Source organism: Rhizobium sp. P1_C7 (genome assembly GCF_056406295.1).
This window is the reverse complement of sequence record NZ_JBFUAL010000002.1, coordinates 167305-191101: the sequence shown is the minus strand read 5'-3', so window position 1 is coordinate 191101 and position 23797 is coordinate 167305. Positions and strand designations below refer to the sequence as shown.

General features: G+C 59.1%; 21 protein-coding genes and 2 pseudogenes. 14 read left to right on the top strand and 9 right to left on the bottom strand.

Translation table 11 applies throughout. From position 1 onward, the window contains the following. Positions 1-37 precede the first annotated feature (37 nt). Positions 38-2350 (bottom strand): NADP-dependent malic enzyme, encoded by a 2313-nt coding sequence (locus AC1D2R_RS04050; RefSeq protein WP_477965005.1) that lies wholly within the window; start codon positions 2348-2350, stop codon positions 38-40. Positions 2351-2596: 246 nt separating this feature from the next. Between AC1D2R_RS04050 and AC1D2R_RS04045 the strand changes: the two genes are divergently transcribed. Further along, complete coding sequence (locus AC1D2R_RS04045; RefSeq protein WP_477965395.1) at positions 2597-3406, top strand: UDP-2,3-diacylglucosamine diphosphatase; 810 nt, start codon at positions 2597-2599, stop codon at positions 3404-3406. A gap of 162 nt (positions 3407-3568) precedes the next feature. After that, on the top strand, positions 3569-4789 hold the full coding sequence (locus AC1D2R_RS04040) for an MFS transporter (RefSeq protein ID WP_477965003.1): 1221 nt from the start codon (positions 3569-3571) through the stop codon (positions 4787-4789). On the opposite strand, the gene dgcA is transcribed toward AC1D2R_RS04040, so the two are convergent. Next, positions 4741-5724: an N-acetyl-D-Glu racemase DgcA gene (gene dgcA / locus AC1D2R_RS04035; protein ID WP_477965001.1), complete on the bottom strand. Its 984-nt coding sequence runs from the start codon at positions 5722-5724 to the stop codon at positions 4741-4743. The genes AC1D2R_RS04040 and dgcA overlap by 49 nt on opposite strands. Positions 5725-5807: 83 nt before the next feature. On the opposite strand from dgcA, the gene AC1D2R_RS04030 reads away from it, so the two are divergent. From AC1D2R_RS04030 to AC1D2R_RS04015, 4 genes are read left to right on the top strand one after another with little or no spacing between them, the layout of a single operon-like run. After that, the gene (locus AC1D2R_RS04030; RefSeq protein ID WP_477964999.1) at positions 5808-6992 is read left to right on the top strand and encodes an MlaE family lipid ABC transporter permease subunit; all 1185 of its coding nucleotides are present in this window, start codon (positions 5808-5810) and stop codon (positions 6990-6992) included. A gap of 9 nt (positions 6993-7001) precedes the next feature. Next, on the top strand, positions 7002-7850 hold the full coding sequence (locus AC1D2R_RS04025) for an ABC transporter ATP-binding protein (protein WP_477964997.1): 849 nt from the start codon (positions 7002-7004) through the stop codon (positions 7848-7850). A gap of 9 nt (positions 7851-7859) precedes the next feature. After that, positions 7860-9230, top strand: coding sequence for an MlaD family protein (locus tag AC1D2R_RS04020; RefSeq protein WP_477964995.1), 1371 nt, complete (start codon positions 7860-7862; stop codon positions 9228-9230). Between the two features lie 16 nt (positions 9231-9246). Beyond that, the gene (locus AC1D2R_RS04015; protein ID WP_477964993.1) at positions 9247-9861 is read left to right on the top strand and encodes an ABC-type transport auxiliary lipoprotein family protein; all 615 of its coding nucleotides are present in this window, start codon (positions 9247-9249) and stop codon (positions 9859-9861) included. 607 nt (positions 9862-10468) lie between these two features. Here the strand turns inward: AC1D2R_RS04015 and AC1D2R_RS04010 are convergent. Together AC1D2R_RS04010 and AC1D2R_RS04005 are read right to left on the bottom strand one after the other, a co-directional pair. Further along, positions 10469-10624 carry a hypothetical protein gene (locus AC1D2R_RS04010; protein ID WP_200959461.1) on the bottom strand — a complete coding sequence of 52 codons (156 nt, stop codon included), beginning with the start codon at positions 10622-10624 and terminating at the stop codon, positions 10469-10471. Positions 10625-10714: 90 nt separating this feature from the next. Next, a complete protein-coding gene (locus AC1D2R_RS04005; protein ID WP_477964990.1) occupies positions 10715-10936 on the bottom strand; it encodes a hypothetical protein in 222 nt (73 codons plus the stop codon). Positions 10937-11113: 177 nt separating this feature from the next. On the opposite strand from AC1D2R_RS04005, the gene coaD reads away from it, so the two are divergent. The 5 genes from coaD to tgt all read left to right on the top strand — a co-directional run bounded on the left by coaD (position 11114) and on the right by tgt (position 15032). Beyond that, positions 11114-11608 carry a pantetheine-phosphate adenylyltransferase gene (gene coaD, locus AC1D2R_RS04000; protein ID WP_477964988.1) on the top strand — a complete coding sequence of 165 codons (495 nt, stop codon included), beginning with the start codon at positions 11114-11116 and terminating at the stop codon, positions 11606-11608. 30 nt (positions 11609-11638) lie between these two features. Beyond that, positions 11639-12211: a peptidylprolyl isomerase gene (locus AC1D2R_RS03995; RefSeq protein WP_477964986.1), complete on the top strand. Its 573-nt coding sequence runs from the start codon at positions 11639-11641 to the stop codon at positions 12209-12211. 26 nt (positions 12212-12237) lie between these two features. Next, positions 12238-12747 (top strand): peptidylprolyl isomerase, encoded by a 510-nt coding sequence (locus AC1D2R_RS03990; protein ID WP_477964984.1) that lies wholly within the window; start codon positions 12238-12240, stop codon positions 12745-12747. A gap of 72 nt (positions 12748-12819) precedes the next feature. Continuing rightward, on the top strand, positions 12820-13905 hold the full coding sequence (gene queA, locus AC1D2R_RS03985) for a tRNA preQ1(34) S-adenosylmethionine ribosyltransferase-isomerase QueA (protein WP_477964982.1): 1086 nt from the start codon (positions 12820-12822) through the stop codon (positions 13903-13905). Next, a complete protein-coding gene (gene tgt, locus AC1D2R_RS03980) occupies positions 13902-15032 on the top strand; it encodes a tRNA guanosine(34) transglycosylase Tgt (RefSeq protein WP_477964980.1) in 1131 nt (376 codons plus the stop codon). Before queA ends, tgt begins: the two co-directional genes overlap by 4 nt. Before the next feature lie 30 nt (positions 15033-15062). Here the strand turns inward: tgt and AC1D2R_RS03975 are convergent, their stop codons facing one another. Both AC1D2R_RS03975 and AC1D2R_RS03970 read right to left on the bottom strand, forming a co-directional pair. Continuing rightward, on the bottom strand, positions 15063-15491 hold the full coding sequence (locus tag AC1D2R_RS03975; protein ID WP_477964978.1) for a DUF4864 domain-containing protein: 429 nt from the start codon (positions 15489-15491) through the stop codon (positions 15063-15065). A 61-nt stretch (positions 15492-15552) separates the two neighbouring features. Continuing rightward, positions 15553-15852 (bottom strand): annotated as a pseudogene (locus AC1D2R_RS03970) (hypothetical protein). Between the two features lie 406 nt (positions 15853-16258). On the opposite strand from AC1D2R_RS03970, the gene AC1D2R_RS03965 reads away from it, so the two are divergent. After that, on the top strand, positions 16259-17998 hold the full coding sequence (locus AC1D2R_RS03965; protein ID WP_477964976.1) for an ABC transporter ATP-binding protein: 1740 nt from the start codon (positions 16259-16261) through the stop codon (positions 17996-17998). Positions 17999-18035: 37 nt separating this feature from the next. Here the strand turns inward: AC1D2R_RS03965 and AC1D2R_RS03960 are convergent, their stop codons facing one another. Further along, positions 18036-18815 carry an ABC transporter ATP-binding protein gene (locus tag AC1D2R_RS03960; RefSeq protein ID WP_477964974.1) on the bottom strand — a complete coding sequence of 260 codons (780 nt, stop codon included), beginning with the start codon at positions 18813-18815 and terminating at the stop codon, positions 18036-18038. A gap of 373 nt (positions 18816-19188) precedes the next feature. Between AC1D2R_RS03960 and AC1D2R_RS03955 the strand changes: the two genes are divergently transcribed. Beyond that, the gene (locus AC1D2R_RS03955) at positions 19189-21630 is read left to right on the top strand and encodes a PAS domain-containing protein (protein ID WP_477964972.1); all 2442 of its coding nucleotides are present in this window, start codon (positions 19189-19191) and stop codon (positions 21628-21630) included. Positions 21631-21698: 68 nt separating this feature from the next. On the opposite strand, the pseudogene AC1D2R_RS03950 reads toward AC1D2R_RS03955, so the two are convergent. Then, positions 21699-22169, bottom strand: a pseudogene (locus AC1D2R_RS03950) (helix-turn-helix domain-containing protein); the annotation flags it as partial. A 255-nt stretch (positions 22170-22424) separates the two neighbouring features. Between AC1D2R_RS03950 and AC1D2R_RS03945 the strand changes: the two are divergent. Further along, complete coding sequence (locus AC1D2R_RS03945) at positions 22425-22802, top strand: creatininase family protein (RefSeq protein WP_477964970.1); 378 nt, start codon at positions 22425-22427, stop codon at positions 22800-22802. Positions 22803-22950: 148 nt separating this feature from the next. Here AC1D2R_RS03945 and AC1D2R_RS03940 read toward each other — a convergent pair whose 3' ends face one another. Then, on the bottom strand, positions 22951-23628 hold the full coding sequence (locus AC1D2R_RS03940) for a GntR family transcriptional regulator (protein WP_477964968.1): 678 nt from the start codon (positions 23626-23628) through the stop codon (positions 22951-22953). Between the last annotated feature and the right edge of the window lie 169 nt (positions 23629-23797).

Sequence of the window (23797 nt, the reverse complement as noted above, 5' to 3'; positions counted from 1 at the left end):
CGTTGAAATCCTAACGCACTTCCCGATTTCTGCCAACTCAAGCCGGCTGAGAAGCCTCCACGACGGCGAGCGCTGCCATATTCACCACTCCTCGGGAGGTGACCGAGGGCGCCAGGATATGGGCCGGCATCGCCGCGCCGAGCAGGATCGGACCGACATGCAGACCATCGGTCATAGACTTGACGACGCCCAACGTGATGTTGGCGGCATCGAGGTTTGGAAATACCAGCAGGTTGGCTTCGTCGTGCAGGGTCGTGTCAGGCATAACACGCTTGCGCAACGCCTCGGAGATCGCGCTTTCGCCGTGCATTTCGCCATCGACTTCCAGCTCGGGCGCGCTATCGCGAACCAGCTGCAACGCGGCACGCATCTTCGTCGCGCTTTCGGATTCCCGCGAGCCGAAATTCGAATGCGAGACGAGCGCGGCGCGCGGCGTAATCCCGAACCGTCTGATTTCCTCTGCCGCCAGGATCGCGGACTCGGCAATCTCCTCGGTGGTGGGGTTGAAGGTCACGTAGGTGTCGGTGAAGAAGGTGGCCCCACGCTGCGAGATCAGCAGGCTAAGGGCCGAAAAGTCACGGACGTCCTTCCGTTTGCCGATGATCTGGCGAACGTCGCGCAGGTGCTTCTCGTACCGGCCTTCCAGACCGCATATCAGCGCGTCGGCTTCGCCGCGCTTGAGGGCCAACGCGCCGATGACCGTCGTATTGGTACGAACGATCGTGCGCGCGGCCTCGGGGATGACGCCACGGCGGCCGACCAACGAGAAGTAAAGGTCGACATATTCGCGGAAGCGCGGATCGTCTTCCGGGTTGATGACATCGAAATCCAACAGCGGCCGGATGCGAAGTCCGTAGCGCTGCAGGCGGGTTTCGATAACTTGTGGGCGGCCGATGAGGATCGGTTCGGCAATCCCTTCTTCCAGTAGGACCTGTGCCGCGCGCAGCACACGTTCGTCTTCTCCTTCGGAGAAGATCACGCGCTTGCGCTCGGCATTTTTCGCTGCGGCGAAGATAGGCTTCATGACGAAGCCGGAACGGAAGACAAAGCGGTTCAGCTGATCGAGATAGGAATCGAAATCGGTGATGGGTCGCACCGCAACGCCGCTTTCGGCCGCTGCCTTGGCGACGGCCGGTGCGATACGCAGGATGAGGCGCGGATCGAACGGCGAGGGGATGAGATAGTTCGACCCGAAGACCGGCGTTTCGCCGGAATAGGCGCGAGCAGCGACGTCGGACGGCTCCTCGCGGGCGAGTGCCGCGATGGCGCGAACGGCCGCCATCTTCATTTCCTCGTTGATCGTCACAGCGCCGCAATCCAGTGCGCCGCGGAAGATATAGGGGAAGCAGAGGACATTGTTGACCTGGTTGGGGAAATCCGACCGGCCGGTGCAGATCATCGCATCCGGGCGCGCTGCGCGGGCGAGGTCCGGCATGATTTCAGGCGTCGGGTTGGCAAGCGCCATGATCAGTGGTTTTTCGGCCATCTGCGCCAGCAGTTCCGGCTTCAGCACGCCGGCGGCCGAGAGGCCGAGGAAGACGTCCGCGCCACCGATGTTTTCTGCCAGCGTGCGTGTGTCGCTCTTCTGTGCGTAGACGCACTTCCATTCGTCCATCAGTTCGACGCGGCCCTCATAAACGAGGCCCTCGATATCATGGACCCAGATGTGTTCGCGTTTGGCACCGAGCGTGACGAGAAGATTGAGGCAGGCGAGGGCGGCCGCCCCGGCGCCCGAGGCGACGATCTTAACCTCCTCGATCTTCTTGTTGGCGAGCTCGAGGCCATTCAGGATTGCAGCCGCAACGATGATGGCCGTGCCGTGCTGGTCGTCGTGGAAGACCGGGATCTTCATCTTTTCGCGAAGGCGGCGCTCAATCTCGAAGCATTCCGGCGCCTTGATGTCTTCCAGGTTGATGCCCCCGAAGGTCGGCTCCAGGGAAGCGACCGTCGACACCATCTGTTCGACTGTCGTGGCGTCCACCTCGATGTCGAACACATCGATATTGGCAAATTTCTTGAACAGGACGGCCTTGCCTTCCATGACAGGCTTGGAGGCAAGCGGGCCGATATTGCCAAGGCCCAGAACCGCGGTGCCGTTGGAAATTACGGCAACGAGGTTGGCGCGCGAAGTATAGTCGGCAGCCGTCTCCGGATTGTCGCGGATGGCGAGACAGGGTGCGGCCACGCCCGGCGAATAGGCGAGAGCGAGGTCGCGCTGGTTGCCGAGCGGCTTGGTGGCCTGGATCTCGAGCTTGCCCGGACGGGGATAGCGGTGAAAAAAGAGCGCCTGCTCGTCGAGGCTTCCACCTGCCATGTTGTTTTCCGTCTTGGACTTGTCGTGATGATCCATCATCGCCTCCGGGCTGCCGCATATGCTGTCGTTGGTGCGCCTTCAATACATCAATAAAAACGCGGGAACAGTCAGAATTTCGGTTCTCTCGCGAAAACAGCGCTATTGTGGACCCAAGCTGTGAACGCCGGGCATTGCGGCCGAAATCCAGCCAAACGCGCCAATGTCATCATCCTGAAACACGAGTCTGGTTTTCAGGGGCTAGATGAACAATGGGACACGGGCAGGATGCTTGTGAAGGACAATATGGATACCCGCCACTTCCGTACGCTCTTTATCTCCGACGTGCATCTCGGCTCAAAGGCCGCGAAGGCTGACTTCCTTCTGGATTTTCTCAAGCATCACGACGCCGATACGATCTTCCTCGTCGGCGACATCGTCGACGGTTGGCGCCTTAAACGCAGCTGGTACTGGCCACAAGAATGCAACGACGTGATTCAGAAGCTGCTGCGCAAGGCGCGCAAGGGAACTCGCGTCGTCTATATACCCGGCAATCACGACGAATTCCTCCGTGACTTCCCCGGCATGCATTTCGGCGGAATCGAAGTCGCCGAACGCATGATTCATGACGCGGCCGACGGCAAGAAATACCTTGTTCTGCATGGCGACGAATTCGACGTCGTCGTCCGCAATGCGCGCCTGCTCGCCTACCTGGGCGACTGGGCCTACGACATGGCGATCATGATCAATGTCGGGCTCGCCGCGGTGCGCCGCCGCCTCGGCATGCCCTACTGGTCATTCTCGGCATGGGCGAAGCTTCAAGTGAAACACGCCGTGAACTTCATCGGCGAATTCCAGCGGGTCGTTGCCGATGAAGCACGCAAGCATGGCGCCGATGGCGTAATCTGCGGGCACATCCATCACGCCGTCATGGAAGATATGGACGGCATCCGCTACATCAACACCGGCGATTGGGTGGAGAGCTGCACGGCGATTGTCGAACACGAGGACGGCACCTTCGAACTGATCGAATGGAGCAAGATCGGTGACGTGGAACCAACTCCTTTGGCAATCGAACATCACGAGAAACGGGAGCTGGACCAGCAGGCCGCGTGATGGGTTTGTCTGTCGCGTTTGGGTGTTCGCGGCCACTATGCCGTTGCCTTATCGCGACAGGCCAGGTTTATTTTTGAAAACGGTTTGGGAAGGCCATTTCTCGGCATGGTCGCCCTTGGGTTGACGTGTTAGGCAGCGTCTAGTTTCCCTCAGGTTCGACCGATGATTCCCGCCCAAAAAGCCCCTGCAGCCGAGGGCGCGCCTGCGCACTTCCGATTGCTGAGTGCACTATCGTACTGTGCGCCGCTACTTGTGAACGGCGTTGCCCTGCCGTTCTTTCCGGTCTGGCTCGTGCTTCACAAATTCGACGACCATGAAATCGGCATCATCCTGGCGGTCCCGATGGTCGTGCGCGTGCTGGTCGCGCCCATCGTCGCCATGTACGCGGACCGTATGAAGGAGAGGGCGGACGTTCTTCTGTTTTCGGGCGGCCTTTCGCTGCTGACCGCAATCGCGCTTTACTGGACGAGCACGTTCTGGCCTGTCATGATTGTCTATACCGTCCAGGGGGCAACATTCTCCCCCTATGTCCCTGTGGTCGAGTCCATCGTCATCTCGGGCGTCCGGCGTTGGGGCCTCGACTATGGCTCGATGCGCGTCTGGGGGTCGGTGGCATTCATCGTCTCGACTCTGGCCGGCGGGCAACTGATCGGTCGCTGGGGCGGGCAGATGGTCCTGCCGGTGATGATATTCGGATTTGTCATGACGATGGTCATGGCCGTGTATTGTCCCCGCATCGGCCCGACTCGGCGGCGTGGCACGCCCGTCGACATTCCTTCGGCTACGGGCAGTTCGCTGCGGCAGCCACATCTGCTCGTCCTTCTGATCGGCGTTGCCATCCAGCAGGCAAGTCACGCCGTGGTCTATACGTTCGGCTCGATTTATTGGCGCGATCTGGGCTTTTCGGGAGCTGAGATCGCCGTACTGTGGAGCGCCGGCGTTGCCGCCGAAGTTACTGTCTTCTTTCTGTCGAAGCGATTGAGCCGCAGATTCGATGCCTGGACGCTGATCCGCTTGGGGGCTGGCGTGAGCGTCTGCCGTTGGATCCTGTTTCCCATGCATTGGGGGTTCCTGGGCTTTTTCGTGCTGCAATGCCTCCACGCGTTCAGCTACGCCTTCGTTCATACCGGCGTGCAGCGGCGGATCGTCGCCTCGGTGCAGGAAACGCAGGAATCCTCGGCCCAGGGCGCGTATTTCTTCTACAACGGCATCTTCCTCGCACTGATGACCATCGCGTCCGGCTATATCTACGCTTCGCTGGGACTTGCGAGCTACTACGTGATGGCGCTCGTTGCTCTATTGGGCCTCGGACTCGTCATCGTCGCCTACTATCTTCAGCCCCAGAGGGCCGGTTCGGGAGGCCAGACAAGAGAAGCGGCGTAGCGCAGTCCAGGCTCACGGTCGCGCGCGAGAAGCAACGGACCGTCGAGGTCCACGAAGTCCACGCCTTGAGCAAGCAAGACCGCCGGTGCCATGGCAAGCGAGGTGCCCACCATGCAGCCCAACATGATCCGGAATCCGAGACGTTGGGCCTCGAATTTCATCGCCAGTGCTTCGGTGAGCCCGCCCGTCTTGTCGAGCTTGATATTGATTGCATCGTAACGATCCCGAAGGCTGGCGAGATCGCCCGCATGATGGACGCTCTCGTCGGCGCAGACGAGGATCGGTCGCTCGATATCGGCGAGCAGCTCATCCTTGCCCGCCGGCAGAGGTTGTTCGACGAGGGCGATGCCCGTTTCTGCCGCGACGCGTAGGTGATGAACCAACGTGTTTTCGGTCCAGCCTTCGTTGGCGTCCAGGATGATAGCCGCGTCGGGGGCAGCTGCCCGCACGGCGCGAATCCGGGTCTCGTCGTCGCCTGTGCCGACCTTGACCTTGAGCAGTGCGCGCGTCGCGTTCGCCCGCGCCTGCGCGGCCATTTCGCCCGACTCCCCGAGCGAAATGGTGAAGGCGGTCGTCAGCGGCTGCGGCGCATGCAGACCAAGCCGCGCTGCGACCGGCGTTCCCGTCAGCTTGGCCCCCAGATCCCAGAGTGCGCAGTCGACCGCATTTCGCGCGGCTCCTGGCGGCATCGCCCGCTGAAGCTCAGCGCGAGTGAGACCGCCCTCGACCAGCGGCCTTGCGGCTTCGATCTGATTGGCGACGCTTTCTATGGTTTCGCCGTAGCGACCGTATGGGACGCACTCCCCCCTGCCGACAGCGTCTCGCTCGCTGATAACGCAGACGATCACCTCCGCCGAGGTTTTTGTGCCACGGGCGATCGTAAACGCGCCGGCGATCGGGAAGGAGTCGGTTAGAATTTCGAGTGACCGTGGCATATTTGCAATCCTGCGCGCATGGAAATTTGATGTGGCTTGCGTATATTGGCTGCGAGCGGCGAACCGCAGTTCGCGAGTCGGCAATGTCGCCGTATGCCTTGAAAGACACAAGCATTTTGAAGTCAGAGAACCGCAACGCCGCCTCACTGCATGTGGACGACCAAGCAAATGGTTCGGATGCGCGTGTTCATCTTGAAGGAAGCTGGCGCAGCGCCAACATTCATTTTATTCTGCGGGAATTCGATCAACTCTCGGCTCGCACCACGGGCGAGCTTACGCTGGATCTGTCGCGCATTTCTGCCATCGATACCGCCGGCGTCTGGTTGCTGTGTCGGCTGAGGAAGCAAGTCGAAGATGCCGGCGGAACCGTGCGATTCGAGGGAAGCAATCCGCACATCGACGAGATGCTAGCCGCTTTTTCCGAGGAACAGGAGACGCCGGAGCCTGACCAAAAGCCGGAATTGTCTGTGCGCGAGCGGATCTTCGGCCCCATCGGCAAAATTATGTACGATCTGTGGGACAATCTCGCTGCGGCGATGTACATCCTTGGCTCGGCGGTGCGTGGCGCACAGATGAAATTCGGGCGCGGCAGCGGTGTTTCGCCCGCATCTATCGTGAATCAGATCGATCACATGGGCGTTCGCGCCGTTCCGATCATCCTTTTGATGTCGTTTCTGATCGGCGCCATTATCGCGCAGCAGGGGGCATTCCAGCTGCGCTATTTCGGCGCCGAGGTCTTCGTCGTCGATCTCGTCGGAATTCTCCAGCTGCGCGAAATCGGCGTGCTGTTGACCGCTATCATGATCGCTGGCCGTTCGGGAAGCGCCATCACAGCCGAGATCGGCTCCATGAAGATGCGCGAGGAAGTCGACGCGCTGAAGGTCATGGGGCTCAACCCGGTGGGTGTGCTGATCTTTCCGCGCCTTGTCGCGCTGACCGTCGCGCTTCCGCTTCTAACGGTTCTTGCCAATTTCGCCTCGCTGTTTGGTGCCGCGGTCGTGGCCTGGGGCTATTCCGGCATCACCTTTGCGAACTTCATTTCACGGCTTCATGAGGCGATCACGCTCTCGACGGTGCTGTCCGGAATGATAAAGGCGCCTTTCATGGCGCTGGTTATTGGTATCGTTGCGGCCGTGGAGGGCTTAAAGGTGGGTGGCAGTGCCGAGTCGCTCGGCCAACATGTGACGTCGGCGGTTGTGAAGGCGATCTTCGTCGTCATCCTCATGGACGGGCTTTTTGCCATGTTCTATGCGGCTATCAATTTCTAAGGATTGTACGTGGACGGACAACAGACCGAGACCAGAGGTGAAGGAGGGCGGGATATCGTGCTATCCGCGCGCGACGTCACCGTCGGCTTCGGGTCAAAGATCGTGCTCGACAATCTGAACCTAGATATCTATCGCGGCGAGATCCTTGGTTTCGTCGGTGCATCCGGCACCGGCAAATCGGTTCTGATGCGCACCGTGCTTCGATTGCTGCCCCGTCGGTCCGGCCACATCAAGATTCTCGGCCAGGATTTCGACGAACTGGACGAGCCGCAACGCAATGCGCTCGACATGCGTCTCGGGGTTCTTTTCCAGCAGGGCGCGCTGTTTTCTTCGCTGACTGTGAAGGAGAACATTCAGGTACCGATGCGCGAATATCTCGATCTGCCGGTATCCCTGATGGACGAGCTCGCCCACCTGAAGATACGGCTTGTCGGCCTTGCTGCGGATGCGGCCGACAAGTATCCGTCGGAGCTTTCGGGCGGCATGATCAAGCGCGCCGCACTTGCCCGTGCTCTGGCATTGGATCCCGAGCTGGTGTTCCTCGACGAACCGACGTCCGGTCTCGATCCCATCGGTGCCGCCGAATTTGACGAATTGATCGCAAGGCTTCGCGATACACTCGGCCTCACCGTCTACATGGTGACACACGATCTAGACAGCCTGTTTTCCGTGTGCGACCGAATTGCGGTACTCGGAAAGAAGCGCGTCATGGTGGAGGGGACGATCGAAAACATGCTGGCCTACGACGATCCGTGGGTTCAGGCGTATTTCAAGGGCAAGCGGGCGCGTTCGATCGTGCCGCAGAACAGCCATGCCGCCGCCCACGACAGGCCGGCGCAAGATAGCCGCGGGAAGTGAGCGGATAAGATGGAAACCAAAGCGAACTACACGATTGTCGGCTTTTTCACGGTGCTCGTCATCGCAGCCGCGTTCGGCTTCGTCTACTGGATGGCCGAATACGGGCGCGGCGGGCCGATGGCGGAGCTGATCGTGCGGATCCCCGGCTCGGCCAACGGGCTGAGCGTCGGCTCGCCCGTCCGATTCAACGGCATTCAGGTGGGCTCCGTGCAATCGCTGTCCATCGATGCCGACGACCCCCAGTTCTCGCTGGCATTCACGGAAGTCAGGGTGGATGCCCCGATTTACCCGTCGACGAAAGCGATTCTGGAGATTCAAGGTCTCACCGGCGCAGCCTACATCGAGCTTTCCGGTGGCAAGGTGGGCGAGAAGAATATCCTGCAGGAGGCGATAGATAGCGGTAAACGTGCGGTAATTGTCGCCGATCAGTCGAGCGTCACCAATCTGCTTGCAACAGCCGACAAGATCCTCGACCGCGCAAACGACGCCGTTGGGCAGATCCAGGGTTTTGTGAAGGACGCGCGCGGTCCGCTCACGAAGACATTGCAGAATGCCGAGACCTTCTCCGATGCGTTGGCGAAGAATTCCGACAACATCGACTCCTTCCTGCAGAGCGTCGGCCAGCTTTCCGAGACCGTGCGCAAGGTGTCAGGTCGTGTGGACTCGACGCTTGAGGCGGTCGAGGCACTCGTCAAGGCCGTCGACGCCAAGAAGATCGACCACATCCTGGCGAACGCGGAGACCATCAGCAACAACGTTGCCGCCGCTTCGGGCGACCTGAAGGGCGCCGTCCAGAAAATCCAGGAAACGGCGACGACCTACAACGACTTCGGCAAGAAAGCACAGGCAACGCTCGACAAGGTCGATACCCTCGTCGCGCAGATCGACCCGGCAAAGGTCAAGGGCTCAGTGGACGACATCGCGCAGGCTACCAAGGATGCGCGCGTTGCTGTCGCCTCGATCAAGGATGTAGCCAATACCGTATCCGCCCATCAGAAAGAGATCGACCAGACGATCCAGAACGTGACTCAAATGGCGAACAAACTCAACGCCGCTTCGACGCGTGTCGACGGCATCCTTGCCAAGCTGGATACCTTGCTGGGGTCCGACAGCACCCAGTCGCTCTTCACCCAGGCGCGAAGCACCCTCGATTCGTTCAAGAAGGTCGCCGACAATCTCAACGCGCGCATTGGACCGATCGCTGACAATCTGCAGAAATTCTCCAGCGGCGGTCTGCGCGATGTGCAGTCGTTGATCAACGACACACGGTCGACCGTGCAGAATCTCAACGACGCGATCAGCAATTTCGATCGTGATCCACAGCGGCTGATCTTCGGCGGCGACACCGTAAAGCAATTCGACGGCCGGACGCGGCGTTAACATGGGAACTCGGCATATGGCTGTATCGGATTTGTTGGTGCGTCGTTCGTGGCTGTCCAAAACCGCGATCGTGCTGCCTCTGCTGGCGGTTGCACTGGCGGGATGCGGGACATCAGCCAAGAACGATACCTTCGACCTGTCGGCATCCGTCAGCGGCGATGGACCTTCCGCGAAGAGCCGGCAGATCCTCGTGCAGCAGCCCACGGCGCTGAAGGCTCTCGACAGCGAACAGATCGTCATTCGTGTGTCGTCGTCGGAAATCCAGTATCTCTCCAAGGCCCAGTGGAGCGACAAGCTTCCGCGCATGGTGCAGGCCAAGCTTGTCGAGGCATACGAGAATTCCGGCAAGCTCGGCGGCGTGGGTATTCCGGGACAAGGACTTGCGATCGACTATCAAGTCGTGACCGATATCCGCGCCTTCGAAATCGACACCGGCAAAGGTAGTCAGGCGGTGGTGGAGATTTCCGCGAAAATCCTAAACGACCGGAACGGTTCCGTCCGTGCGCAGAAGGTGTTCAGGCAGGCCGTGCCGGCCGCCGGCGGATCGAACGACGGTTTCATCAAGGCGCTCGACCGCGCCTTCGCGACCGTCAGCAGCCAGATCGTTGACTGGACACTGAAGTCGATCTGACTGAGGGACGACATCGATAAATGTGGAACATCCAGGTCCTTGGCCCTGACGACGTGGACGTGTTTCGGGGTATGCGGCTCGAGCCGCCCGCCCTGCGCACGAGCCCAAGACCAGGATCTTTCCGATGAGGAATGGCGCGGCGGTTATTCGAAGACCCGGTGTTCGTCGTAGTTGAGGAAGACGAACCAGTCGCCATCATCTGCCTGCTAAGGCAGCCGGTGCACCGCGCGACGATCATCATGGTCTGTGTTTGAAAAACAATGCGGGGAACCGATCCTTTGTCCCAGCACCTTGTCCCAATATGCGATTGGCAACGGCATATGGCAATTGGAACCGTCGACGTGACTATTGTACGACGAATTGCGATTAAGCGCGCGGTCTCGTCCCACGAGGTGTCTCAAATAGGAGCAGCGCGTCGCCGGTCGAAAACGCCGTAGGCCTAAAACAGACTGTGCTTCCCGTTGAATTTCTTAATATCTTCATTTTCGCGGCGAAGAGCTGCGATAGTGGATGCCACAGATACGATAAACATGATGCTGATAAGGGCAGTAAGCAGAGTCAAGATCGTGAACATGAGCAATCCTCCAGGATTTTGCGTTCACGCCCCTTAGTATTGGCTCATGACAGCGGCGCGAGCCGACGCATAAGGACCATATACCTTGGACGCATCAACTTTCTGATCGTAAAGCGCGACAGTGGCTGCAAGCATACCGGTCATCATTACCATCCAGACTGCATTAATCATGGTAATCTTGTTTGGCATAATATCTTCCTTGTGGCGCGTATCGCATTACGCTTCGGTTGAGAGAACGCATCCGTTTGGAAATGGTTCCGTTTGACAGTGCAATGTCGTTTACCAACGCCGATCTGAAGCATCTTTGAATGCCCCGTTCATCTGGCGTTCAGACTCTTTAATCGGTTTAAATGCCACCCTGCCGGTTGCGCGGACGATGGCATAGTGCTCCCTAATGTCCGAACGCACCCAGGACGCTTCACGGATTTCCTGCACGCAGGCATAGAAAAACTCGGCGGCCAGCGAAACAGCAACGGCAGAGGCGACAAGAATGATCAGCATGGGAGTTCCGCGAGGAACCGAAACCAGAAGGCATCGGCGGGGTTGACGCTTCGCAGATATATCCATGGCGGCTGAAGCGCCCTTGAATGCTCCATTCATCCGCCGTTCAGTCGTGGGCAAATGACTTGCGGGAAGCCTTTATCCGTGACAAAAGGCGTCGAAACAAACGGCCGGGTTATGACGACAGCTTTTTATCCCGGGTCCTTCGACCCAATCACGAACGGACATGTGGACGTGCTCGTCCAGGCGCTGAACGTCGCGTCCAAGGTGATTGTCGCTATCGGCATCCACCCGGGAAAGATGCCGCTTTTCTCTTTTGAGGAAAAAGCCGACCTGATCCGAAAGTCGCTTACTGAAACGCTGCCTGCAAGGGCAGGGGATATCTCGGTCGTTTCCTTCGACAATCTCGTCGTCGATGCGGCGCGCGGGCATGGGGCGATCCTGTTGATCCGCGGTCTTCGCGACGGCACCGATCTCGACTACGAAATGCAGATGGCGGGTATGAATCGGCAGATGGCCCCGGATATCCAGACCGTCTTTCTGCCGGCTGGCACTGCCTCGCGGCCCATAACCGCCACATTGGTCCGCCAAATCGCGGCGATGGGAGGCGATGTCAGTGCTTTTGTGCCGGCCGCCGTCTTGAAAGCCCTTCAATCCAAGCGCAAATCCTAGGCGTCTGATTTCGCCGCAACGGAGCCTCACATGAAACTCTTCTATCTCGCATTTGCAGGTGTGCTTTACCTAGCCTCGTTTGCCGGCGACGCATTTGCGCAGTCGGGCGATCACACGCTGACCATCCAGCTGAAGAATGGTCCGGTTGTTATCCAATTGGCCCCTGACGTTGCGCCGAAGCACGTTGCCCAGATCGAAGCGCTCGCAAAGAGGGGCGCGTATGACAACGTCTCATTCCACCGCGTGATCGAGGGCTTTATGGCGCAGACCGGCGACGTCCAGTACGGCAACATGGAAAAGGGCTTCGATCCGAGCCTGGCCGGCACCGGCGGCTCCGATATGCCGAATATTCCGGCTGAGTTCTCCAAGACGCCGTTCGTGCGCGGCACGGTCGGCATGGCCCGCTCGCAGGATCCGAACTCCGCCAATTCGCAGTTCTTCATCATGTTCGCTGACGGCGCCTTCCTGAACGGCCAGTACACGGTTGTCGGCAAGGTCGTATCCGGCATGGAGAATGTCGACAAGATCAAGCGCGGCGAGGGCCAGAACGGCGAAGTCACCGATCCCGACCGGATGGTCAAGGTCACCGTCGGTAAAAAGTAAGTTTCAAGACAAGTAGGAGAAGAAGAATGGCCGAGATCAAGGATCCCGAAAACACCATCATCCTGGAAACCACCAAGGGCAAGGTTGTCATCCAGCTGCTGCCGGAAGTGGCACCGGAACACGTCGCCCGCATCAAGGAACTCGCTCGCGAGAAGGCCTATGATGGCGTCGTCTTCCATCGCGTCATCAACGACTTCATGGCGCAGACCGGCGACGTTAAGTTCGGCAAGAAGGGTGGCGAAAGTTTCAATCCGGGCCGTGCGGGCATGGGTGGTTCTGAAAAGCCTGACCTCAAGGCCGAATTCTCGGCGATCAGCCACGTGAGAGGTACGTGCTCGATGGCGCGTTCGCAGAACCCGAACTCGGCCAACTCGCAGTTCTTCATTTGCTTCACCGATTCTCCGTGGCTGAACAAGCAGTACTCCGTTTGGGGCCAGGTCATCGAAGGCATGGACAACGTCGACAAGATCAAGAAGGGCGAGCCGGTCACGGATCCGGATTCGATCGTCTCGATGCGGGTTGCCGCCGACGTGTGATTGTGATTTCTGCTGGAACCCGCCCTTGCGCCAATGGCGCGGGGCGGGTTTCGCTTTCCTGGAACTGCCCTTATGCGCGTTGACCTTTTTGATTTCGATCTACCGGATGAACGGATTGCGCTGCGGCCTGCCGAGCCGCGCGACAGCGCGCGCCTGCTCTCCGTCAACCCTGCGTCGGAAACGGTTCTGACCGACCACCACGTGGGCGATCTTCCGTTGTTTCTACGAGCAGGGGACGCGCTTGTTTTCAACGATACTAAGGTCATTCCCGCGCAACTCGAAGGTATCCGCCATCGCGGAGGCGCTGGCGGACAGCAAGTCTCTGCGACGCTGCATATGCGTGTCGGTGCCAGCCGCTGGAAAGCTTTTGCCAGGCCCGGCAAGCGCATCAAGATCGGTGACCGTATATCCTTCGGTCACGACGGCTCGAGCTGCATTCTCGGTAAGCTGGAATGCACAGTCGAGGAGAAGGGCGATGGCGGCGAGGTGACGCTCGCCTTCGACCTTTCGGGTCCTGCACTCGACGAAGCCATCCATTCGGTCGGGCACATCCCTCTACCGCCGTATATCGCGGCGAAGCGCGCCGAAGACGAGCGCGATCGGGCGGACTACCAGACTATCTACGCGCGCGAAGAGGGCGCCGTCGCCGCCCCCACAGCCGGGCTGCATTTCACGCCGCAGCTGTTCGAGGCGCTGGACAAAGCCGGCATAGAAAAGCACTTCGTGACTCTGCATGTCGGTGCCGGAACCTTTCTGCCTGTCAAGACCGACGATACCGACGATCACAAGATGCACCTGGAAAGCGGCTATGTCAGCGGCGAGATCGCGGCGAAGCTGAATGCCGTGAAAGCGAGAGGCGGGAGGATCATCTGCGTTGGCACGACCTCGCTCAGGCTGATCGAGAGCGCGGCGCTGGACACCGGCGAAATCCAAGGGTGGGCCGGCGCAACGGGTATCTTCATCACGCCCGGCTACCGCTTCAAGGCGGTCGATATGTTGATGACGAATTTCCACCTACCACGTTCCACGCTGTTCATGCTGGTTTCGGCCTTTGCCGGCTTCGAGACCATGCACGCGGCTTATAGCCATGCCATTTCCACGGGCTACCGCTTCTATTCCTACGGGGACGCAAGCCTTCTATTCCGGAAAGACAAATGACCGAGAACTTCCAGTTCACCCTCAAGACGACTGACGCCGGGGCGCGTCTCGGCGAAGTTTCCATGCCGCGCGGGAAGATCCGCACGCCTGCCTTTATGCCGGTCGGGACGGTCGGTACGGTCAAGGCGATGTACCTCGACCAAGTCCGCGAAAGCGGTGCCGACATCATCCTGGGCAACACCTACCACCTGATGCTGCGCCCGACGGCCGAGCGCGTTGCCAGGCTTGGCGGGTTGCACAAGCTGATCCGTTGGGACCACCCGATCTTGACCGATTCCGGCGGCTTTCAGGTCATGTCGCTGTCCGGCCTGCGCAAGCTCGACGAGCAGGGCGTGACGTTCAAGTCGCATGTCGACGGCAGCCTGCACCATATGTCGCCGGAACGCTCGATTGAGATCCAAGGTCTTCTCGATTCCGACATTCAGATGCAGCTCGACGAGTGCGTGGCGCTTCCGGCCGAACCGCGAGAGATCGAACGCGCGATGGAGATGTCCTTGCGCTGGGCCGAGCGCTGCAAGGTCGCCTTCGGCAAGCAGCCGGGCAAGGCGATGTTTGGCATCGTTCAGGGTGGCGATATTCCGGCACTCCGCGTCCGCTCCGCCGAGGCGTTGACCGAGCTCGACCTCAAGGGCTACGCGGTTGGCGGACTGGCAGTCGGCGAGCCGCAGGCGGTGATGCTGAAGATGCTCGAAGAGACGCTTCCTGTCCTGCCAACAGAGAAACCGCGCTATCTCATGGGCGTGGGTACGCCGGATGATATTCTGAAGTCGGTCGCCCGCGGCGTCGACATGTTCGACTGCGTGATGCCGACCCGTTCCGGCCGGCATGGTTTGGCGTTTACACGCCGCGGCAAGGTCAACATCCGCAATGCCCGCCACGCGGAAGACATGCGCCCGCTCGATGAGCAGTCGAGCTGCGTGGCGTCCCGAGACTATTCGCGCGCCTATCTGCACCATCTCGTCCGTTCCAACGAAGCGCTCGGCGGCATGCTGCTCTCCTGGAACAACCTGGCCTACTACCAGGAACTGATGCAGGGAATCCGCAAGGCGATCTCGGAAGACCGCTTCGCCGATTTCATGGCGGAAACGCAAGAGGAATGGGCGAGGGGAGACCTCGAGCCGGTCTGAGCCGGGGCGCGTCCGACCTCAGGAGTCCGCTCAGATCCCCTTGCTGTCAGTGTTCGGTACGATCTGGACACCGCTGATCTTGTAGCTGCTGTCGGGTTGGCGCGTAATCTGGTAAATCGCGGTCCAGTCCTTGCCGTCGCGTCCGCTGATCAGTACCTCATGATAGATCATCGCACCGTTGTCGATCGACCGGCTGCGTCCAAACGCATAGTTTCCGGGATGATAGACCGGCTGATAACTCTTCTTGACCATTGCAAAGAAGACATCCTTGTCGGGATAGAGCGCCTTAAGTCCTGGCGCAGCGTAGGCATAAGCGGCGCCCGCATCGTCATGCAGGAATGCCTGGATCTGCTCATCGATCATCGTGCGCGTGGTGTCGATCGGATCTTCGGCACGGGCGATCGACATGGACACAAGGCAAGCAGTACACAGGATAAGAACTGCGAGTAAAGCGCGCATGGGCGTAGCTCCAATTCATCAAGGAGTGTAGGGCTTTTTACGCGCAAGGAAAGACTTCGGATCAGACGCCGGCTCGTCCAAACATCCGAGCCAGCAGCAACCCGGTCACGAGGACTCCGGCTGCGACAAAGATCGTATCTCCCGGTGTGCCGATATAGAGCGGGCAAATATTGGCAAAGAGCAAGAACGCGATAAGGAAGTTGATCCATCCCCATACAACGTTGACCTTGTGAAGTCAGCTTTGCCGCGGTCGAAACGGCGAGCGGCGAGGGAAAGAGCAGACGCAGACGCCGACGAAACGAGGCATGCCGTTCGTCAGGAACGCGGCGGCAAAATGGACAATATAAGCAATCCTAGAGATTTTGGATGCGAGATGGCATTACGCTACGTCAGAATCCAGATCCTGTGCGATGAAAGCATTTCTGCAAACTGTTGTTCCCAAAAGGGAAGCAATCTAAACGTTACGGTACTGGCGTTCGAAGTAGATCACGGCTGCCTTCGTTCTCTCTGGATGGCAACGATGTCGCAAATGAGGATATCATGAGGCCGCTCGTCCGAGGTTGATCCCCTCGCACCTCGCGTGGAAAGTCCACGAGAATGTAACTTGACTTTAGCGCCCAAGATTTGGATATCGGTTCAAACCTTTGATGCGAATGAAACTCGACCCGGTGTTTTTCAATCGCCTGCCGAATTTTCTATCGTCCATGCACGAGCGGCCCGGATAGATCGGATCATATCGGCGATATGGATTCCTGAAAGGATCGAGGATGAGTAGCTCATCGCTGCTGAAGCGTTTCGCTGGCTATTATCGCCCGCACAGGGGATTGTTCGTTCTCGACTTCGGCAGTGCGGTCACCGCCGGCCTGCTGGAACTGGCGTTTCCGGTCGCGGTCACCCTGTTTATCGACCGGTTGCTGCCGACGGGGCAGCTCGCTCTGATCACGCTGGCTGCCTTTGGGCTCCTCGCGATCTACGTCGTCAACGCCTGCCTGCAGGTGATCGTCACCTACTGGGGTCATATGCTGGGGCTGAAGATCGAAACGGAGATGCGGGCCAAGGCGTTCGACCATCTGCAGAAGCTGTCATTTTCCTATTTCGACAACCAGAAGACCGGCCATCTCGTGGCGCGGCTGACGAAAGATCTCGAGGAGATCGGTGAAATCGCCCATCATGGTCCCGAAGACGTATTCATCGCCATCATGACACTGATCGGCGCCTTCCTCCTGATGTTCTGGGTGCATCCGCCTCTCGCCATTCTGACCGCCCTGATCGTGCCTGTTACCGCTTGGGTGACAACACGTTACGGGCGGCGGATGACAACGACCTGGCATTCGCTCTATGGCCGGGTCGCCGATTTCAACGCCCGAATCGAAGAGACGGTCGGCGGCATCCGCGTCGTTCAGGCATTTGCCAACGAGGACCACGAACGCAGACTGTTTGCCGCCAATAATGCGAGCTATCTGGCAACCAAGCTGCAGGCTTACTGGGCAATGGCGGCCTCGACATCGCTGTCGTATCTTTCCATGCGCTTCGTGCAGGTCGTCGTCATGCTGGCGGGCGCCTGGTACGTCACCAAGGGCGAGCTGTCTGCCGGTGGCTTCGTCGGCTTTCTGCTGCTTGTCGGCGTCTTCTTCCGACCGATCGACAAGATCAACTCGGTCATCGAGACCTACCCCAAAGGCGTCGCCGGCTTCCAACGCTACAGCGCTTTCCTTGATACAAGCGCTGACATCGCAGACGGGCCGGGTGCCCGGGTGATGCCGCGGTTAAGGGGCGAAATCACCTACCGTGACGTTTCCTTCGAGTATCAGCCCGGCAAGCCGATCCTGCAGGGCCTAAACCTGATCATCGCGCCTGGCGAGACCATCGCCTTTGTCGGGCCTTCCGGCGCCGGGAAGACCACCGTGTGCTCGCTTCTTCCACGTTTCTACGACGTCACGGGCGGCAGCATTTCCATTGATGGTGTCGATGTCCGCGACATGACGCTCGCATCGCTACGATCCGGGATCGGCATCGTGCAGCAAGACGTCTTCCTGTTTGCCGGCACGATGCGCGAAAACATCGCTTACGGCAGGCTTGAGGCCACCGAGGCGGATATTATCGAAGCGGCGCGTCGCGCCCGTCTGGAAGATGTGATTGCAGCGCTGCCTGACGGCATGGACACGATCGTCGGTGAGCGCGGCGTCAAGCTGTCGGGCGGCCAGAAGCAGCGTCTTGCGATCGCCCGGATTTTCTTGAAGGACCCGCCGATCTTGATTCTCGACGAGGCGACGTCGGCACTTGACACCGAGACCGAGCGTGCAATCCAGCAGTCACTTGCCGAGCTCTCGCAAGGCCGTACGACATTGGTCATTGCTCACCGCCTCGCAACGATTACCGACGCGGACCGGATCTGCGTCATCGACGGTGGCAACGTCGTGGAGCAGGGCAGCCATGGCGAGCTGGTGCGCCAGGCGGGACCCTATAGACGGCTGCACCTTGCGCAGCATACCAAAGCGTCCGCATAGAGCAATGGACGACGATAAGAGGCAGGGCCACCGGAGCCTATAGCAGATAACTGACCGGTTCTTGGCTGACCGGGTGCGGGAACACACCCATCGCGACGCCGAAGACAGACTGCAGCACATCGGCCTGTACGATATCTTTCGGCCTCCCGCGGGCTGAAATCAAGCCACCTTCCAGCGCAACGATTTCATCGCAGTATCGCGATGCCAGGTTGATATCGTGAAGGACGACCACGATAGTCAGGCCTCGCTCATGGCCAAGCTCCCGCAGGAGCGAGAGTACCCCCGCCTGATGCGCGAGGTCCAGTGCTGAGGTCGGCTCGTCCAGCAGCAGGCAGCGCGCATTCTGCGCCAGCATCATCGCGATCCAAGCCCGCTGTCGCTCGCCGCCCGACATATTTGCGACAAGGCGGTCAGCGAACTTTTCAAGGTCGGTTCGCCGGATGGCTTCGTCAACCATGTCACGATCCGCCTGCGTAAAGCGTCCGAGTGTGCCGTGCCAGGGAAAACGGCCGAGCGCAACAAGCTCGCGCACGGTCATGCCATCCGTCGCCGGCGTGAATTGGGGCATATAGGCCACCTGGCGCGCAAACGCTCTCCCGCCCCACTTGGAGGCGGCTTCTCCCTGCACAACAACGATTCCCGCTGTCGGTTCGATCTGGCGCGCGATGATCTTCAGGAGAGTGCTCTTGCCGGAACCATTCTGGCCGATGAGCCCATAGATTCGCCCTGTGTCCAGCGTCAGATCGATGCCGGAGAGAATGGGTTTCTTTCCGGCACCGTAGTGTATCTGTGACATCGTCAGGAATGGTGGGAACATCTGGGCATCTCCGGTTGGCATCTGGGTCAATTTTCGGAAAATGGATTGCCAAATGGTCCTGCAAAAGTTTACCTGTTTTGTCAACTTATATGGGATGCGGCAGTCGCTCCCTGTGGCTGGCGGGAATAAGGTTCGATGAACGGCGGGGCCTCTTTCCTTCTCGGAGCATTGCCCCACATAGTCGCGTTGTCGCCCTGTCCCTTGCTGATGGGTCAACCATTCAGTCACAATCATTCAAGTCGAGCCGATGCCGCTTAGCCAAACGCCTCCCTCAAGTGCCATCCGGACTCTCCTCCATACGGCCGACTGGACTCGATCCCCACTCGGGGATCCTGCAGGATGGAGCCCCACGCTTCGTGCAGCGTTCGACCTGATGATCAACGCCCCGGTTCAGATCGTCATGTTCTGGGGCGAGGGGTACGTCGCTCTCTACAACGATACCTACATGCCGACAATCGGCGATAAGCATCCCCGCGCATTCGGACGTCCGGCAGAAGAGAATTGGGCTGAGCTTTGGGACGATCTGAAGCCGCTGCTCGATCAGGTTCGCGAGCAGGGAGAACCGGTCCTGGCGAAGGATCGGCCATTTTCCATCACGCGCCACGGCCATCCGGAAACTGTCACCTTCAATATTTCGTATTCAGCAGTTCATGAGGACGACGGCGCGGTCGCTGGCGTCATCTGCATCGTCGAAGAGACCACGGATCGGACCAGCTACGAGCGGCGTCTGCGCGAAAGCGAAGAGCGGTTGAAGGCTATTACCAACTCCATCGACCAGATGATCTGGTCGACGCGTCCGGACGGTTATCACGATTACTACAACGATCGATGGTATGAATACACGGGCGTTCCCGATGGCTCCACTGACGGCGAGGCATGGAACGGGATGTTTCATCCGGACGATCAGGGGAGGGCATGGGACAGCTGGAAATTCAGCCTTGCGACCGGAGAGCCGTATCAGGTCGAATATCGTCTAAGGCACCGATCGGGAAACTACCGGTGGGTCATCGGCAGGGCGCACGCTGTTGTCGACGCTGAGGGCGAGATTACAAGGTGGTATGGAAGCTGTACCGATATTCACGAAATGAAAACCGCCGAGATCCAGCAATCTGCCGTTATCGAACTGCAGGAGCAAATCAGGCAACTCGACAACCCTGACGAGATCGCTTTCGCGGCCGCCCGTATGCTCGGCATGCTGCTGGAGGCCAGCCGGGCAGGTTACGGTACGATCGACCTTGATACCGAGACGGTCACAATAGCCAAGGATTGGACTGCAGACGGCGTAAAGTCGTTGCGCGGGACCGTCCGCCTGCGCGATTATGGAACGTTTATCGATGACCTCAAGCAGGGTGAGACCGTCGTGTTTGCAGATGCGGAAAGGGACAGTCGGACACAAGGCAACATTCAGGCTCTGCGCGAGGTCAGCGCGCTGTCGATCGTCAATATTCCGATCAGAGAGCGCAACGGACTCGTCGCAATGCTGTTCATCAACAATGCGACGGCACGCGAATGGTTGCCCGAGGAGCTTCGTTTCATCCGGGAAGTGGCCGAGCGAACGCGCCAGGCGGTGGAGCGGCGGCGCGCCGAGACAGAGCTCAGACAGTTGACGGTTTCACTCGAGCGGCAGGTCGATGACCGAACGGCTGATCTCATGAAAGCCGAGGCGCAGCTTCGCCAGTCGCAGAAGATGGAAGCAATCGGTCAGCTGACCGGCGGGATTGCTCATGATTTCAACAACAATCTGGCGGTCATCATGGGCGGCCTCAACCTTCTTAAACGAAGGCTGGAACGCGGTGAAACCGATCTCGAGCGCTTCGTGTCGGGAGCGATGGAAGGCGCGCAGCGGGCGGCTTCGCTCACGCAGCGCCTGCTTGCTTTCTCCCGTCAGCAGCCGCTATCGCCGGAGGCTGTCGACGGCAACAGGATGCTTGTGGGAATGAGCGAGCTTCTGACCCGCACACTTGGAGAACATATCCGCGTTGAAACCGTCCTCGCGGCGGGCCTTTGGAAGGCGCAGGCGGACGTTGCGCAGCTCGAGAACGCAATGCTCAACCTGGCTGTGAATGCGCGCGACGCCATGCCAGACGGCGGTAAACTCACGATTGAAACCGCAAACACGCACGTTGATGAGGCTTATGGCCGCGAATATGACCTTACGACGGGGCAATACGTGATGATCGCCATCAGCGACACCGGCACCGGCATGAGCAGTGAGATCGCGGCGAAAGCCTTTGATCCGTTTTTTACGACGAAGGGGGTCGGGAAGGGAACCGGTCTTGGACTGAGCCAAGTGTTCGGCTTTGTGCGCCAGACGGGCGGACACATCAAGATCTATTCGGAATTGGGCGTCGGCACGACCATCAAAATCTACCTGCCGCGTCTCTACGGCGATGCCGCGGCCGTCGATCACGCCAGGAGTATCCAACACGAAATGCCGCGAGGCGGCGCTGAGACCATTCTCCTCGTCGAGGACGAAGAACGCGTCCGAAAATTCACGGAGGAGGCGTTGATTGACCTGGGGTATGAAGTCACGAGTGCCGCAGGCGGTCAGGAGGCACTAAAACTGTTGGAGAACGGAAGGACGTTCGATCTGCTGCTGACCGATATCGTCATGCCCGAGATGAACGGTCGAAAACTCGCCGAACTCGCGCGGCGGCATATACCGGGAATACGGGTGATCTATGCGACCGGATATACCCGAAACGCCGTCGTCCACAATGGCATCCTTGATCCAGGAACGAACCTGTTGCAGAAGCCATTCAGCCTCGATCAGCTCGCAAGGAAAGTCAGAACAGTGCTGGACGGCCCGCAATAGTATGAACCGCGTTCGGACTCGGTGCCGGGGCAAAAGGCGGGCACGTGACGCCCCGTTGCTATCCGATCGCCGCGACCTTCGAACCAGCGATGCTCGGAGCCGTCTATCTGTAGCAGCTCGCCATAGGCCTCACGCCGCAATCGCGGTTGATGAAACGTCCGGCGCTGCTTGCGCGACAACCAAAGGCCGGCCTCCGACATCCATTGCCGCAACGTCTCGCGCGACACCGTCAGCCCATCGCGCTCGGCAAGCTTCTCGGCTGCCAAGGTTGGCCCGAAATCCGCATAGCGTTCGCGAACCAGCGTCACCGCGTAATCGCGAACACCATCGCTGATCCGGTTGTTCGACGGCCGGCCGATCGCCTGGTGCCGGATCGACGCCGCACCGCCACAGCGGATCCGCTCCAACAGCCGGCGCACCTGACGCGTACTCAGGTCAAGCACATGCGCCGCCGACACTGTCGTCATGCGACCGCCGACCACCTTCGATAAAATCTCGATCCGCTGCAGATCGCGCTCGCTCATCGCAATCAATCCCATCCGCAATCTCCCAGGCATCCTTCAGACCCGGGGAGTGTGACATTCCAACTTTGCAGAAACAGGACATTCTAACTTTGCGGCTACACCAGAAGATCGCATAAGATAGATTATGGAACAAAAACCTCATGCTAATCGGCCGAAACCATAGATCACCGGCCTCAGAAAGGCAGCGGCACGGACAAAAACTAGGGCTTTTCGGATGTCGCGATATTCCTTTGTCAGGGTGAAAATACCGTATGACGAGGAACACGGCTATTGCTGACGCCCTTTTCTGGAACGAGCTCAATACCCAGGATTTTGCCGGACTGGCGGCCGACACGACGATCGCGAGTTCGCCGATTGCGTCCCACCGAGCAGCATGGACCGCATCTGCCTTTCGCAACCGACGGTGGCGATCAATGGCATGCTGGCGGAGCTCCGCCATCAGCGGCAGGACTTGACATCCTCGTGCGGCCGACGCAGGAAATCGGCAAGGCCAACGAGCATGTCTACGGTGCTGGAACACTTTCGCTCGGCGCGGAGCTGCTGATCCCTGTCTGGACGGCGATCGGCGCAAAGGTCGCGGAGGCCGGCATCGTCGAGCGAGAATTGCGTGTACGCTACCAGAGCCGATACCGAGTTGTCCTGACGTGACAAGCAGCGATGCGGCCAGATGGCACGACCAAACCAGGACTGTAATTTCGAAACGGCCTGCGGACAGTCGGCGGATCGAATGTAATTCGACTATAATACTTATATATTGCAATATGATGCGAGATTTTTCTAAGTTATAGTGGCAACATCAATCGTCCTTAGGCGACGCAAAGACGATACTTGCATCACTGACGATTGTAACGTGCGAGTAAGCAGCCTGGCTGGCCGCTGCGGTATCACCGCGCATGATGGCGGTGACTATCCCGTCGTGTTCGTCATAGGACTTTGCCAGACGTCCGGGCAGCCTGAATTGCGCACGACGGAAGGGCGCCAGGCGAGCCCGGGTTTGCGTCACCAGTTCATAGATGTGGTCGTTGTGGGCGCCGCGATAAATCCGCGTATGGAAGTCAGTGTTGTGTGCGGCATAGTCCTCATCCGCGCCGGCGTGTACAAGCTTCGCCGATGCCCGGTGATCAAGCTCCAGCGCTCGCCTTTCGTCGACCGTCATACGTTCCGCCGAAAGGCGCGCACATATGGCTTCCAGCTCCGACATCGCTTCGAACATCGAATGAAGGTAGGCCTCGGTCACGTTAGCAACGACGGCACTACGGTTCGGTTCGCGCTCAACCAACCCCATGGCGCCAAGCTCGCGAAGAGCTTCGCGGACCGGCGTTCGCGACACATCGAAGCGTGTGGCGAGAGAAATCTCGTCCAGCTTCTCACCCGGCAAAAGAATGCCAGTCACGATCATGTCCGCTATGGCTCGCACCATCTGCTCGACGGTGGTCCCGGCCCTGATCACTTGCCTGCGTCTGATCTGCTTCACGTGTACAATCTGCTCTTCTCGACTGCATACAGATGCATGCACGTACGCCCGAAGTCAAATAATTTGGCTTCGATAATGGTTTATGACTGCTTGTACACCTGCCATCGCACCTCATCATCGACAGTGATGTTCTTTATTTAATCATCGATTATTTTTTAATCAAACAGCA

Coding starts and splice junctions, on each gene's coding strand:
- AC1D2R_RS04050 (WP_477965005.1), bottom strand. CDS start 2,350: ATGGATCATCACGACAAGTCCAAGACGGAAAACAACATGGCAGGTGGA.
- AC1D2R_RS04045 (WP_477965395.1), top strand. CDS start 2,597: ATGGATACCCGCCACTTCCGTACGCTCTTTATCTCCGACGTGCATCTC.
- AC1D2R_RS04040 (WP_477965003.1), top strand. CDS start 3,569: ATGATTCCCGCCCAAAAAGCCCCTGCAGCCGAGGGCGCGCCTGCGCAC.
- dgcA (WP_477965001.1), bottom strand. CDS start 5,724: ATGCCACGGTCACTCGAAATTCTAACCGACTCCTTCCCGATCGCCGGC.
- AC1D2R_RS04030 (WP_477964999.1), top strand. CDS start 5,808: ATGTCGCCGTATGCCTTGAAAGACACAAGCATTTTGAAGTCAGAGAAC.
- AC1D2R_RS04020 (WP_477964995.1), top strand. CDS start 7,860: ATGGAAACCAAAGCGAACTACACGATTGTCGGCTTTTTCACGGTGCTC.
- AC1D2R_RS04015 (WP_477964993.1), top strand. CDS start 9,247: ATGGCTGTATCGGATTTGTTGGTGCGTCGTTCGTGGCTGTCCAAAACC.
- AC1D2R_RS04010 (WP_200959461.1), bottom strand. CDS start 10,624: ATGCCAAACAAGATTACCATGATTAATGCAGTCTGGATGGTAATGATG.
- AC1D2R_RS04005 (WP_477964990.1), bottom strand. CDS start 10,936: ATGCTGATCATTCTTGTCGCCTCTGCCGTTGCTGTTTCGCTGGCCGCC.
- coaD (WP_477964988.1), top strand. CDS start 11,114: ATGACGACAGCTTTTTATCCCGGGTCCTTCGACCCAATCACGAACGGA.
- AC1D2R_RS03995 (WP_477964986.1), top strand. CDS start 11,639: ATGAAACTCTTCTATCTCGCATTTGCAGGTGTGCTTTACCTAGCCTCG.
- AC1D2R_RS03990 (WP_477964984.1), top strand. CDS start 12,238: ATGGCCGAGATCAAGGATCCCGAAAACACCATCATCCTGGAAACCACC.
- queA (WP_477964982.1), top strand. CDS start 12,820: ATGCGCGTTGACCTTTTTGATTTCGATCTACCGGATGAACGGATTGCG.
- tgt (WP_477964980.1), top strand. CDS start 13,902: ATGACCGAGAACTTCCAGTTCACCCTCAAGACGACTGACGCCGGGGCG.
- AC1D2R_RS03975 (WP_477964978.1), bottom strand. CDS start 15,491: ATGCGCGCTTTACTCGCAGTTCTTATCCTGTGTACTGCTTGCCTTGTG.
- AC1D2R_RS03965 (WP_477964976.1), top strand. CDS start 16,259: ATGAGTAGCTCATCGCTGCTGAAGCGTTTCGCTGGCTATTATCGCCCG.
- AC1D2R_RS03960 (WP_477964974.1), bottom strand. CDS start 18,815: ATGTTCCCACCATTCCTGACGATGTCACAGATACACTACGGTGCCGGA.
- AC1D2R_RS03955 (WP_477964972.1), top strand. CDS start 19,189: ATGATCAACGCCCCGGTTCAGATCGTCATGTTCTGGGGCGAGGGGTAC.